Genomic DNA, 12,046 nt, shown 5'->3' with positions numbered 1-12,046 from the left:
CAACTCCGGTCACCTGACCACAACCGGCAGGGCTCCACTTATCAAAGCAGATTTTCTGTCCAAACAAACGGGGCCACCTCTGACTGAGTCGGGGGATCAGCGGCGCATGGAGTCGAAGAACTCAGCGTTATTCTTGGTGGCCTTGATCTTGTCGAGCAGAAACTCCATTGCTTCAAGGTCATCCATGTTGTACAGCAGCTTGCGCAGGATCCACATCTTTTGCAGAACATCCGGCTTGAGCAGCAGTTCTTCGCGACGGGTGCCGGAGCGATTGACGTTGATCGCCGGGTACACGCGTTTTTCTGCCATGCGGCGATCAAGGTGGATTTCCATGTTGCCGGTGCCCTTGAACTCTTCGTAGATCACGTCGTCCATACGGCTGCCGGTGTCGATCAGCGCGGTGGCGATGATCGTCAGTGAACCGCCTTCCTCAATGTTGCGGGCCGCACCAAAGAAGCGTTTGGGTTTTTGCAGTGCATTAGCATCGACACCGCCAGTCAGTACCTTTCCGGATGCCGGCTGAACGGTGTTGTAGGCACGCGCCAAGCGCGTGATCGAATCGAGGAGAATGACCACGTCCCGCTTGTGTTCGATCAGGCGCTTGGCCTTTTCGATGACCATCTCGGCAACTTGTACGTGGCGTGTTGCCGGCTCGTCGAAAGTCGAGGCAACGACTTCACCGCGAACCGAGCGAGTCATCTCGGTGACTTCCTCTGGGCGCTCGTCGATCAACAGGACGATCACCGTGACATCAGGGTGGTTGCTGGTGATCGCATGCGCAATATGCTGCATCATCACCGTCTTGCCGCTCTTCGGACTGGCCACCAACAGACCTCGTTGCCCCTTGCCAATGGGCGCGATGATGTCGATGATGCGACTGGTAATGTTCTCTTCGCCGCGGATGTCACGCTCGAGTTTAAGATGTTCTGCCGGGTGTAAAGGCGTCAAGTTCTCGAAGAGAATCTTGTTCTTCGATGCTTCGGGCACTTCACCGTTGATCTTGTCGACCTTGACCAGGGCAAAGTAGCGTTCTCCATCCTTCGGAGTGCGGATTTCACCCTCGATGGTGTCACCGGTATGCAGATTGAAGCGCCTGATCTGGCTCGGGCTGACGTAGATGTCGTCGGTACTGGCCAGGTAGGAAGTATCGGGCGAACGCAGGAAGCCGAAACCGTCAGACAACGTTTCCAGCGTACCGTCGCCGAAGATGCTTTCACCCTTTCTGGCCTGATTCTTGAGCAGAGCGAAGATCAGTTCATGCTTGCGGAGTCGGTTGGCGCCCTCGACGTTGTTGGTGATGGCCATGTCAAGAAGCTGGCTTACGTGGAGTGCTTTGAGTTCGGATAGGTGCATGTGCTGGAGACGAAGATGGGGGAGAATCAAACGCGCTGCGGGCCGCCGCAAATGCAACGTGCGTCAAGTGAAGTGCCGTGAGACCGGCGGGATCTACTGCTAAAGGGAGAGGACGCCTGAAGGTTCGATACGGATTCGTGGATTGCTGCGGGCTATCTGCTGCGCCCAGCGAACCTTCAGGCTGAGAGGGTAGCGACTTTAGAGGTTGCTGTCAATGAAGGTGACTAGCTGCGATCTGGAAAGGGCGCCGACCTTGGTGGCTTCGACATTGCCATTCTTGAACAGCATCAGAGTCGGGATGCCACGGATACCAAAGCTGGCAGGTGTCCTCTGATTGTCATCGATGTTCAATTTGACGACTTTCAGGCGGCCGGCGTAGTCATTGGCAATATCATCAAGGATGGGTGCAATCATCTTGCACGGACCGCACCATTCGGCCCAGTAATCAACGAGAACAGGTTCATCCGACTTAAGTACATCGGTATCGAAGCTGTCGTCCGTAACGTGGTGGATATGTTCGCTCATTAAAAGCCTCTTGCGTGATCTGGGATGGAGTAGGTCGTAAAAGTGGGGGGGGGTTACATGGCAAGCCGGATCCTGATGGCCGGTCAGCTTTCCAATGCTAGCGAAAAATCCTCGCCAAGGGAAGCAGTAGGCCTGTCTCGGAGACGTCAAATCAGTTATAGTTCCATTCGTTCAAACTGATAAAAGCACGACGATGACGTACGTTGTTACCGAGAACTGTATCAAGTGTAAATTTACTGACTGCGTTGATGTCTGTCCTGTGGACTGCTTTCACGAGGGCCCGAATTTCCTGGTGATCGACCCTGAAGAGTGCATCGATTGCACGCTGTGTGTTCCCGAGTGCCCGGCAGAAGCCATTTTTGCCGAGGACGACGTACCGGAAGAACAGCGCAGATTCATCGCGATCAATGCCGAACTGGCAAAGGAATGGCCGGTCATCGTCGAGCGCATGGAACCCTTGGCCGATGCCGATGAGTGGAACCACAAGCCGGATAAGCTGAAGTACTTGCAGCGATCTTAGACTTAGAATAAGAACCACAGCCTGCGCGTGGTGCAGCGCGTCGGACGGCTGGCCGGGAAAAGACTGGCGATGGAAATGCGAGTTTTCATATGGGGAGTTTCATTCAGGAGGAGAACAGGTGGAGAGGATTTGGCTGAAGAGCTATCAGAAGGGTGTTCCTGCCGAGATTGAATTAGACGAATTTCAGTCGCTGGGCGAACTCTTCGAAAAAAGCGTTGCACAGTATCGCAACCGCGTTGCCTATATCAATATGGGCGCTGAGATCACCTACGGTGAACTCGACAAGTTGTCACGGGATTTTGCCGCCTATCTGCAATCGGTGCTCAAGCTCCCCCAGGGAGCACGCGTGGCGCTGATGATGCCGAACATCATCCAGTATCCGATTTGTATTTTCGGTGTCTTGCGTGCCGGTTACGTGGTGGTGAACGTCAACCCGCTTTACACGCCGCGAGAACTCGAACATCAGCTCAAGGATTCGGGAGCCGAGGTGATCGTGATTGTCGAAAATTTCGCGGTCACGCTGGAGCAGGTGCTGGCCAGAACGCCGGTCAAACACATTGTGGTGGCCCGCCTGGGTGATATGCTTGGCTTTCCGAAAGGCGCCGTAGTTAACTTCGTAGTCAAGTACGTCAAGAAGATGGTGCCGGCGTGGAGCTTGCCGCGAGCAGTCAATTTTCGGGCTGCACTTGCCAAGGGTGCCGCGGCAGAATTGAAATCGGTCACCGTCAGGCAGGAAGACCTGGCTTTTTTGCAGTATACCGGTGGAACAACAGGTCTCTCGAAAGGGGCCATGCTGATTCATCGCAACATCCTGGCGAATCTGGCGCAGGCACACGCCTGGATCAAGCCCGAACTGGGCGATGAGCAACATCTGGTGGTCACTGCATTGCCGCTCTACCATATTTTTGCGTTGACGGCGAACTGTTTCACTTTTTTCAAGATTGGTGCCAGCAACCTGCTGATTACTAATCCGCGGGATATTCCGGGCTTCGTTGCGGATTTGGGCAAGTATCCATTCACCGTGGTGACCGGTGTCAACACTTTGTTCAACGCCCTGCTGAACAACGACACCTTTTGTGCGCTCGACTTCAGCAAGCTTAAAGTCACGCTCGGTGGCGGCATGGCAGTACAGAAAGCGGTGGCGGAAAAGTGGAAGCAGGTCACTGGCAAGCCGCTGATCGAGGCCTATGGTCTGACTGAAACATCGCCGGCCGCGACCATCAACCCGCTAGATATTTCCGCGTATACCGGCGCCATTGGTTTGCCGATATCGTCCACCGAAGTGGTGATTCGCAATGACGCGGGCGTCGACGTTCCGCTGGGCGAGCGTGGAGAACTCTGCATCCGTGGTCCGCAGGTGATGAAGGGTTATTACAATCGTCCTGAAGAGACGGCCAAGGTGATCACCCCGGACGGTTTTCTGTTGACCGGTGACATCGCGGTGATGGAGCCCACGGGTTTCGTCCGCATCGTCGACCGTAAGAAGGACATGATTCTGGTTTCCGGTTTCAATGTGTACCCCAACGAAGTCGAAGATGTCGTTGCACAACACCCTGGCGTACTGGAAGTGGCGGCTGTCGGCGTGCCGCATGACAAGTCGGGAGAGGCAGTAAAAATTTTCGTCGTCAAGAAGGATCCGACACTCACCGCAGAGGCGCTGATCGCTCATTGTCGGGAGCACCTGACCGGATACAAGGTGCCGAGCCAAGTCGAGTTCCGGACAGAACTGCCGAAGACCAACGTTGGCAAGATCCTGCGCCGCGAATTGCGTGACGAGGCGATCAAGAAGGCATGATCATTGAAGGCCGGCCTTGTCGGCTACTGCGTCGTGTCCCCACGGTACCGTCCATCAGCACGGCGTCAATCCTTCGCGGCGTACTGCTGAAGTACTTCGGTGGTTACCGGGTGCTTGTTCTGTGACGCGTAGAAGAGGGGCGTCTTGCCGTTCTTGTCCTTTGCTTTCAGATCGGCGCCGCGTTCGATGAGCGCGCGCGATACCTTGGGCTGGCCGGTTGCTGCGGCCAGATGGAGCGGTGTTTGCCCGGTGTCGGTAGTGGCACCGACATCGGCTTTCCTTTCGAGTAGTAGCTCCACTTCGTTCCTGCCACCCGAGAGTACCGCTGCGTGTAGCGGCGTCATTCCGACGCGGTCTTTAGCGTTGATATTCGCGCCGCTGGCGAGCAGAAGCTCCGAAGCTTTGGCGCGTCCGTAAAAGGCTGCCATGTGGAGTGGCGTTCTGCCCAGGGCGTCGGTTACATTGACCTCGGCTCCGGCTTCCAGCAAAGTCCTGATCTCTGCCAGATCGCCCCGTATCGCGGCCCTTGCCAGAGGAGAAGCTGCGGACGGGATGTCTTCGATCTGGGTGGCCGCAGGCGGTTCCGCTTTCGCGGCGGGACTGTTCTCTGGCTCCTGGCTACATGCGCCGATGGACAATAAGAGCACTGCCAGGGAAAGCAGCGTGGTATACGATGGGACTGTATTCATATGCAATATTCTCCTGTGCCGGGACGAAGCCGTTGCTCACTTTATCCCAATTTCCAGTAAAGTGCTGCTCCAGTTTCTTGCGCAGAATCGTTGCCAGCGGTCATGGCTTTGTCGGGCACCACCGATCATGAAAGTCATGTCCGTTCCCCCCTCGACCCCTCCTCAGCGTGGGGGAGGGAGGATTCATGAGTCGTTGACGCGACCTTTACATGGAACCGGAGGAGTTTTTCATGCTGATGTGTACTGATCGTTCAGTCTTGTTGCTCGTCGATTTGCAGGAGCGCTTACAACCGGCGATCGATGCTGCCGAACGGGTGCTGGATGCCAGTGTGTGGCTGACCAGGGTGGCCCAACGGCTGGGGGTGCCAGTGATCTGCACCGAGCAGTATCCACAAGGACTGGGTCCGACGATGCCTGCGCTAAGGGTTTTTCTGCCGGAAGCATGCATCGTTGAAAAGATCCAGTTCTCGGCGGTTCCCGAGGGCAGGGTGTTCAAGTTGCCAGGAGGTGACCGTGCACAGTTCGTCGTGGCCGGCACAGAAGCGCATGTCTGCGTCCAGCAGACAGTGCTCGATTTGCTCGCCGTCGGCCGACGCGTATTCGTTGTCGAAGAGGCAGTTGGATCACGGAGAAATACCGACAAGACACTGGCACTGGAACGGATGCGTGCTCACGGTGCCGACATCGTTTCGCGCGAAATGGTCGCTTTCGAATGGCTTCGACAGGCCGGGAGCGATCTGTTCCGCCAGATCAGTCGCGAATTTATCCGCTGAGCAGGGCGGTCGCCGCCGCCTTCGGTTGGTGTGCTTGGTGAAAAGCCCGTTTGAGCGTAACGGCGTTTTCCGCTACAATCTGAATTTCCCGCTGCAGTTATCTCCATGATCAAATATGTATTCGTTACTGGCGGCGTGGTTTCATCGCTGGGCAAGGGTATTGCAGCCGCATCCCTGGGGGCGATCCTCGAATCGCGCGGCATCAGAGTCACCCATCTCAAGCTCGACCCCTATATCAACGTCGATCCTGGAACGATGAGCCCGTTCCAGCACGGAGAAGTTTTTGTCACCGAAGATGGGGCTGAAACCGACCTCGACCTCGGACACTACGAACGTTTCACCAATGCCAGGATGGAGCGGCGCAACAATTTCACGACCGGACAGATCTACGATTCGGTTATCAAGAAGGAAAGGCGCGGCGAGTATCTTGGCAAGACGGTACAGGTGATTCCGCACATTACCGACGAGATCAAGGCGCACATCAGACGCGGAGCCGAGGGCGCTGATCTGGCGATCGTCGAAGTCGGTGGCACGGTCGGCGACATCGAGTCGCTGCCCTTTCTGGAAGCGATCCGCCAGATGGGTCTGCAGGAAGGTCGCAGCAACGCCTGCTACATGCATCTGACGCTGATACCCTACATTGCCACTGCCGGTGAACTGAAAACCAAGCCGACGCAGCACTCGGTCAAGGAACTGCGGGAAATCGGCATCCAGCCAGACATTCTGCTCTGTCGCACCGATCGCCCGATTCCAGAAGACGACAAGCGGAAGATGGCCCTTTTCTGCAATGTACAGCGTGAAGCTGTGATCGAAGCGAGGGATGCGGATTCGATTTACAAGATACCGGCGATGCTACACGACCAGATGCTTGACGAGATTGTTTGCCACAAACTTGGGATTCTTGCCAAGGCGGCCGATCTGACGGTGTGGAAGACGATCGTGTACGCGCTTGAACACCCCGAGCGGGAAGTCTACGTAGCTTTCGTCGGCAAGTATGTGGACCTGACCGAATCGTACAAGTCGCTGACCGAAGCGCTGGTCCATGCCGGCATTGCGACTCGCAGCAAGGTCAAAGTCAGCTACCTCGATTCCGAGGAGATCGAGAAGAACGGTTGTGGTGCCCTGCAGGGCATGGATGCCATTCTTGTTCCCGGCGGTTTCGGGCGACGCGGGACCGAGGGCAAGATTGCGGCGATTCGTCATGCCCGCCAAAATGGCATTCCCTTTCTCGGTATATGCCTCGGCATGCAACTCGCAGTCGTCGAGTTTGCCCGCCACGTGGCCGGCATGAGCGGGGCGCACAGCACCGAGTTCGACAAGGATACGCGATATCCGGTGGTGGGTTTGATCACCGAATGGCGGGACGCTTCGGGACGACACGAAATACGTGACGAAAATTCCGATCTGGGGGGCACCATGCGACTGGGCGGCCAGCGCTGCGAATTGAGTGAAGGCACTATGGCGCGCGCGATCTATGGCCAGGCAGAGATCGTCGAACGACATCGCCACCGTTACGAGGTCAACAATACGCTGCTCGGTGAACTGGAAGAGAGTGGTCTGGTGGTCGCTGGTCGTGCACCGGTCACAGATCTCTGCGAAGTCATCGAGCTGCCGAAAGAAGGGCCGAACGCGCACCCGTGGTTTCTTGGCTGTCAGTTCCATCCCGAGTTCACTTCCTCGCCGCGCAAAGGACACCCGCTGTTCACCTCTTTTGTTCAGGCCGCCATTGCCTGTCGGTCAAAGACATGAAACTCTGCCAGTTCGAGGTCGGACTCGACCGGCCGCTGTTTCTGATCGCCGGCCCGTGCACTGCGGAGTCGCTGGATTTGTGCATCGAGGTCGCCGGACAGTTGCAGGAGATCTGTGCCCGACTCGCCCTGCCGTACATCTTCAAGGCTTCCTATGACAAGGCCAACCGCAGCTCCGGTCAATCTCCGCGTGGTCCGGGAATCGACCGCGGTCTGCACATCCTTTCCGAGGTGCGCCGTCAGATCGGCATTCCGATTCTGACCGACGTGCATCGCGAGCAGGACATTGCCGCTGTCGCCGCGGTCGTCGATGTGTTGCAGACACCGGCCTTTCTCTGTCGTCAGACCGACTTCATCCGGGCCGTTGCCGCCACCGGCAAGCCGGTGAATATCAAGAAAGGGCAGTTTCTCGCACCGGGCGACATGCAAAACGTCGTCGCCAAAGCCAGGGATGCCGCTGCCGGTGCCGATACGATCATGGTTTGCGAGCGCGGCGCTTCCTTTGGCTACAACAACCTGGTTTCGGACATGCGCAGTCTGGCGATCATGCGCGAGAGCGCTGCGCCGGTGGTATTCGATGCCACGCATTCGGTGCAGTTGCCAGGTGGGCAGGGAGCGATTTCCGGAGGGCAACGCGAGTTTGTACCAGTGCTGGCGCGTGCGGCGGTGGCCGTGGGCATCGCAGGGCTTTTCATGGAGACGCATCCGCGCCCGGAAATGGCACTTTCCGATGGGCCGAACAGTTGGCCCCTGAGTCGCATGGAAGGCCTGTTGACGACGCTGGTCGCGCTTGATCGCTTGGTCAAGGCGAATCGTCTGGATGAACTTCTGGCCACGAATTTCCAGCAGCCGGAGTCACGCGCCGAGATGCGGCCGCAATGAATCTGCCGGGGTTGTCGGATTGCCTCTCTTTAACATTATGAATAAAAAGGAAAGATCATGAGCTCTGTGGTTGATGTCGTCGCCCGTGAGGTGCTCGATTCGCGTGGCAATCCGACCGTCGAATGTGACGTTCTGCTCGAATCCGGAGTCATGGGGCGTGCAGCGGTGCCTTCCGGTGCTTCGACCGGGTCGCGTGAAGCCATTGAACTGCGCGATGGTGATACCGCCCGCTATCTGGGAAAGGGTGTGCTGCAGGCCGTCGAGAATGTGAACACCGAAATTTCCGAGGCGATCATCGGTCTCGATGCCCAGGAACAGGCATTCATCGACCAGACACTGATTCATCTTGACGGTACCGACAACAAGGCTCGTCTTGGTGCCAACGCCATGCTGGCGGTTTCGATGGCGGTGGCCAAGGCTGCCGCCGAGGAATCTGGGCTACCGCTCTATCGCTATTTCGGGGGGGCCGGACCGATGCAGATGCCGGTACCGATGATGAACATCATCAACGGTGGGGAGCATGCCAACAACAGTCTCGATTTCCAGGAATTCATGATTCTTCCGGTGAGTCAGAACTCGTTTCGCGAAGCGCTGCGCTGTGGTGCCGAAGTTTTTCACGCGCTCAGGAAGCTGTTGCACAAGAAAGGCTTTTCGACTGCCGTTGGCGATGAGGGAGGGTTCGCGCCCAACCTCGGCAGTCATGCTGAAGCTTTGCAACTGATCATCCAGGCGATCGAGAACGCCAGTTACTGTCCTGGCGAAGACGTGCTGGTCGGCATCGACTGTGCTGCCTCAGAACTGTACCGGGATGGTCGCTATCATCTGGCTGGCGAAAACTTGCAGCTGAGTTCGCTCGAACTGGTCGATTACCTGGCCAATCTGGCCGACCGCTTCCCGATCGTCTCGATCGAGGATGGCATGGCCGAAAATGACTGGGATGGCTGGAAAGTGCTCACCGGGCGTCTTGGCAATGGCGTCCAGATCGTCGGCGACGACGTCTTTGTGACCAATACCCGGATTTTCAAGGAAGGTATCAAGCATGGCATTGCCAATTCGATCCTGATCAAGATCAATCAGATCGGCACACTCTCGGAGACCTTTGCGGCCATCGAAATGGCCAAGCGCGCTGCTTACACGGCGGTGATTTCGCACCGCTCCGGCGAGACCGAAGACAGTACCATTGCCGACATCGCCGTCGGCATGAACGCGCTGCAAATCAAGACCGGTTCACTGTCACGTTCCGATCGCATTGCCAAGTACAACCAGTTGCTGCGCATCGAAGAGGACCTCGGAGACACTGCTGGCTATCCTGGTCGTGACGCCTTCTACAATCTGTCATGATCGACCGAGTTTCGACATCTGCTCCCGTGCTCCCGTGCGCTTGCTGGCTGTTGCCCTGCTGTCGCTGATTGCCTTGCTGCAGCATCCGCTGTGGCTCGGCAAGGGCGGCTGGTTAAGGGTATGGGATGTCGACCGGCAGTTACAGCAACAGAAGGAAAGCAACGGCAGGCTGGAGATGCGCAACGCCGGTCTTGATGCCGAAGTCCGTGATCTCAAGCAGGGTTACGATGCGATCGAGGAACGCGCACGTTTTGAACTCGGTATGGTCAAGCAGGATGAAGTTTTTGTTCAGATCCCCGACAAGCCTGCGCACGATAAAGCCGTAACCGCGGCGCCGGCTGCCGAGAAAGCCGCCGCCGCAATGACTGCCCCGGGGAGACCTGTCAAACGCTAGCCGCTGTTCCTGCCGGTCAGGATTCCCTGCTGCACGGCTTATTCCGGTAATTCAATCTGGCCCGAGGCGCTGGCGGTGATCAGGGTCTCGCCGGCCTCGATCGGCATTGCTGCCGCATCGGCTACTGCCAGCGTTGTCGCGCGCATCATTGGCAGCGGCGGGGGACGACCGCTGCTATTGATGGCCAGGTGCTTGATCCGGAAAGGTTTGCCAAAGGAGTCGGCGATCAGCTTTGCACGGGCCCTAAAGGCCGTGATGGCGTCGAGGGTGGCTTCGTTTTCTGCTTTTATACGGGTTTCCGGCGCTGGCAGCATGCTCAGGTTGGCCACGCCCAGCGATCCCTGGAGCTTGCCCAACAACTCGGAGAGCGCAGCTGGATCAGTGGACTCAAGGGCGAGATCCGTGCGCATCCGCCAGCTTTCGATCTTGCCACCTTTGGCGTAGACCGGATAGGTATAAGTGGCACCGCTTTGGGTCCTGACATTGCTGTAGAAGCGTGCGGTCTTGAGACCGTCGGCAATCAGGCCATTCACTCGTTTCGCCAATTCACTCGGCGTTGCGCCGGCCGCTTCGGCAAAGACCGTCGCGCGTGCCAGATCGTTGGCGGCAGGGCGACTGGCTTCGGCTGTCAGGTCGATGCTCGTGCTACTGCCGGGAGCTGCCGGTGCCGGTAGGGCAGCCAGCCAGGCGAACAGGGGCAGGGTGTGCAACAGAGGTCGAAATTGCTTCATGGAGGGCTCCGGGTTTGCTGTGTTCGAGAATGGCGGGTATCCTGCAGACCCTCATCTGGAATCGAGAAATGGTTGGGTGGGAGGAACTGCCACATGCAGGGCATATTGTAGCGGGTAGGACTGTCGCTTCTTGTAGTCAGACGGCAGAAGCTTGGTTAGAATCTGAGTCACCCGTTCGCTTGTGTGCGATCGGGAAGGGTCTTTGAGGGGGCACCATGCTGAAAGCAGGACAGGCAGCTCCGATGTTCGTCCTCCCCGATGCGGATATGGAACTCATCGATATCGCCCAGTTTCAGGGCAAGAGTAATATCATCCTCTTTTTCTATCCGAGAGATGACGCACCGTGCTGTACGCTGCAGGCGACGGATTTCTCCGATCATGAGGACGAATTCGCGCGACTGGACTGCCTGATCATTGGCATCAGCCGCGATGACTGCATCAAACACGCAGAGTTCCGGGACAAACATGGTATTTCCGTGTGTCTCCTTTCGGATGCCGAGGGTTCGGCGTGCAAACAGTACGGTGTCTGGCAGGCGAAAGAAGTGAATGGGGTCAAGAAACACGGCATCGTTCGCTCGACTTTTGTCATCGACAAACAAGGCGTTCTCCGTTTTGCGTCCTACGGAGTGAACGCCAAAGGCCACGCGCTTGAAATGCTGCGCACGGTTAAGGAACTCAAGAAATGAACATGCAAGTTGCAAAGAATATGGTGGTTACCCTGGACTATAACGTCACCGATGTCGACGGGCAGTTGGTGGATGCGGGTCAGGAGCCGCTGGTCTATTTGCATGGCGGCTACGATGATATTTTCCCGATGATCGAAGAAGCCATGCACGGCAAGCGAATTGGCGAGTCCGTGGTGGTCAGGATGCAGCCCGACGACGCCTTTGGTGAGTACGATGCTGAGCTTGTCCAACTCGAGTCACGCAGTCAGTTTCCCCGGGAACTGCAGGTAGGCATGCAGTTTGAAGGGGTGCCGGAGGGTATCGATGACGAAGATGAGGATGATCAAGTGCTGATTTACCGGGTGACCGAAATCGCCGACGACAAGGTCGTTCTCGATGCCAACCATCCCTTGGCCGGCATGGCACTGGTGTTCACCTGTACCGTTACCGCCGTTCGCCCGGCTACTGCCGAGGAAATCAGGCATGGGCATACACACGACGACAGCTGCGAGGACGAGGAATGACCGACCTACGGGGCACATCCAGGGCGGTAGCTGCTAGTGCTAGCAGCCTGTCGGACTTGGCGCCCGGGAAACCGACAAATTTTACTTTTCGGCATGAAAACGGCCG

General features: G+C 57.1%; 13 protein-coding genes. 9 read left to right on the top strand and 4 right to left on the bottom strand.

Features of this window, described 5'->3' with window-relative positions; genetic code table 11:
• Positions 1-96: 96 nt before the first annotated feature.
• Both rho and trxA read right to left on the bottom strand, forming a co-directional pair.
• The gene (gene rho / locus AW06_RS09940; RefSeq protein WP_034925973.1) at positions 97-1,353 is read right to left on the bottom strand and encodes a transcription termination factor Rho; all 1,257 of its coding nucleotides are present in this window, start codon (positions 1,351-1,353) and stop codon (positions 97-99) included.
• 198 nt (positions 1,354-1,551) lie between these two features.
• Positions 1,552-1,878 carry a thioredoxin TrxA gene (gene trxA / locus AW06_RS09935; RefSeq protein WP_034949295.1) on the bottom strand — a complete coding sequence of 109 codons (327 nt, stop codon included), beginning with the start codon at positions 1,876-1,878 and terminating at the stop codon, positions 1,552-1,554.
• Between the two features lie 193 nt (positions 1,879-2,071).
• Here trxA and fdxA point away from each other — a divergent pair, with 193 nt between their 5' ends.
• Both fdxA and fadD read left to right on the top strand, forming a co-directional pair.
• Positions 2,072-2,398, top strand: a complete 327-nt coding sequence (gene fdxA, locus AW06_RS09930; protein WP_034949293.1) for a ferredoxin FdxA — start codon at positions 2,072-2,074, stop codon at positions 2,396-2,398.
• Positions 2,399-2,516: 118 nt separating this feature from the next.
• Positions 2,517-4,193 (top strand): long-chain-fatty-acid--CoA ligase FadD, encoded by a 1,677-nt coding sequence (gene fadD / locus AW06_RS09925; protein WP_034949291.1) that lies wholly within the window; start codon positions 2,517-2,519, stop codon positions 4,191-4,193.
• A gap of 65 nt (positions 4,194-4,258) precedes the next feature.
• Here fadD and AW06_RS09920 read toward each other — a convergent pair whose 3' ends face one another.
• Positions 4,259-4,882 (bottom strand): ankyrin repeat domain-containing protein, encoded by a 624-nt coding sequence (locus tag AW06_RS09920; RefSeq protein WP_138678927.1) that lies wholly within the window; start codon positions 4,880-4,882, stop codon positions 4,259-4,261.
• A gap of 230 nt (positions 4,883-5,112) precedes the next feature.
• Here AW06_RS09920 and AW06_RS09915 point away from each other — a divergent pair, with 230 nt between their 5' ends.
• The 5 genes from AW06_RS09915 (at position 5,113) to ftsB (ending at position 10,020) form a co-directional block, all read left to right on the top strand.
• Complete coding sequence (locus tag AW06_RS09915) at positions 5,113-5,655, top strand: isochorismatase family protein (protein WP_034949299.1); 543 nt, start codon at positions 5,113-5,115, stop codon at positions 5,653-5,655.
• A gap of 105 nt (positions 5,656-5,760) precedes the next feature.
• Positions 5,761-7,404 (top strand): CTP synthase, encoded by a 1,644-nt coding sequence (locus tag AW06_RS09910; protein WP_034949289.1) that lies wholly within the window; start codon positions 5,761-5,763, stop codon positions 7,402-7,404.
• The gene (kdsA, locus tag AW06_RS09905; RefSeq protein ID WP_046536440.1) at positions 7,401-8,285 is read left to right on the top strand and encodes a 3-deoxy-8-phosphooctulonate synthase; all 885 of its coding nucleotides are present in this window, start codon (positions 7,401-7,403) and stop codon (positions 8,283-8,285) included. The genes AW06_RS09910 and kdsA overlap by 4 nt, the downstream gene beginning before the upstream one ends.
• A gap of 57 nt (positions 8,286-8,342) precedes the next feature.
• Positions 8,343-9,626, top strand: a complete 1,284-nt coding sequence (eno, locus tag AW06_RS09900) for a phosphopyruvate hydratase (RefSeq protein ID WP_034949288.1) — start codon at positions 8,343-8,345, stop codon at positions 9,624-9,626.
• A 34-nt stretch (positions 9,627-9,660) separates the two neighbouring features.
• Positions 9,661-10,020 carry a cell division protein FtsB gene (ftsB, locus tag AW06_RS09895; protein ID WP_034949286.1) on the top strand — a complete coding sequence of 120 codons (360 nt, stop codon included), beginning with the start codon at positions 9,661-9,663 and terminating at the stop codon, positions 10,018-10,020.
• Between the two features lie 38 nt (positions 10,021-10,058).
• On the opposite strand, the gene AW06_RS09890 is transcribed toward ftsB, so the two are convergent.
• Complete coding sequence (locus tag AW06_RS09890; RefSeq protein ID WP_034949284.1) at positions 10,059-10,751, bottom strand: SIMPL domain-containing protein; 693 nt, start codon at positions 10,749-10,751, stop codon at positions 10,059-10,061.
• Positions 10,752-10,966: 215 nt separating this feature from the next.
• Between AW06_RS09890 and AW06_RS09885 the strand changes: the two genes are divergently transcribed.
• Positions 10,967-11,437, top strand: coding sequence for a peroxiredoxin (locus AW06_RS09885; protein WP_034949282.1), 471 nt, complete (start codon positions 10,967-10,969; stop codon positions 11,435-11,437).
• Positions 11,438-11,439: 2 nt separating this feature from the next.
• Positions 11,440-11,940, top strand: a complete 501-nt coding sequence (locus AW06_RS09880; protein WP_138678928.1) for a peptidylprolyl isomerase — start codon at positions 11,440-11,442, stop codon at positions 11,938-11,940.
• The last annotated feature ends 106 nt before the right edge of the window (positions 11,941-12,046 follow it).

It is taken from the genome of Candidatus Accumulibacter cognatus (assembly GCF_000584975.1).
In the GTDB taxonomy this organism is placed as follows: domain Bacteria; phylum Pseudomonadota; class Gammaproteobacteria; order Burkholderiales; family Rhodocyclaceae; genus Accumulibacter; species Accumulibacter cognatus.
This window is presented reverse-complemented; position numbering and strand designations above follow the sequence as displayed.

Coding starts and splice junctions, on each gene's coding strand:
- rho (WP_034925973.1), bottom strand. CDS start 1,353: ATGCACCTATCCGAACTCAAAGCACTCCACGTAAGCCAGCTTCTTGAC.
- trxA (WP_034949295.1), bottom strand. CDS start 1,878: ATGAGCGAACATATCCACCACGTTACGGACGACAGCTTCGATACCGAT.
- fdxA (WP_034949293.1), top strand. CDS start 2,072: ATGACGTACGTTGTTACCGAGAACTGTATCAAGTGTAAATTTACTGAC.
- AW06_RS09920 (WP_138678927.1), bottom strand. CDS start 4,882: ATGAATACAGTCCCATCGTATACCACGCTGCTTTCCCTGGCAGTGCTC.
- AW06_RS09915 (WP_034949299.1), top strand. CDS start 5,113: ATGCTGATGTGTACTGATCGTTCAGTCTTGTTGCTCGTCGATTTGCAG.
- AW06_RS09910 (WP_034949289.1), top strand. CDS start 5,761: ATGATCAAATATGTATTCGTTACTGGCGGCGTGGTTTCATCGCTGGGC.
- kdsA (WP_046536440.1), top strand. CDS start 7,401: ATGAAACTCTGCCAGTTCGAGGTCGGACTCGACCGGCCGCTGTTTCTG.
- eno (WP_034949288.1), top strand. CDS start 8,343: ATGAGCTCTGTGGTTGATGTCGTCGCCCGTGAGGTGCTCGATTCGCGT.
- AW06_RS09890 (WP_034949284.1), bottom strand. CDS start 10,751: ATGAAGCAATTTCGACCTCTGTTGCACACCCTGCCCCTGTTCGCCTGG.
- AW06_RS09885 (WP_034949282.1), top strand. CDS start 10,967: ATGCTGAAAGCAGGACAGGCAGCTCCGATGTTCGTCCTCCCCGATGCG.
- AW06_RS09880 (WP_138678928.1), top strand. CDS start 11,440: ATGCAAGTTGCAAAGAATATGGTGGTTACCCTGGACTATAACGTCACC.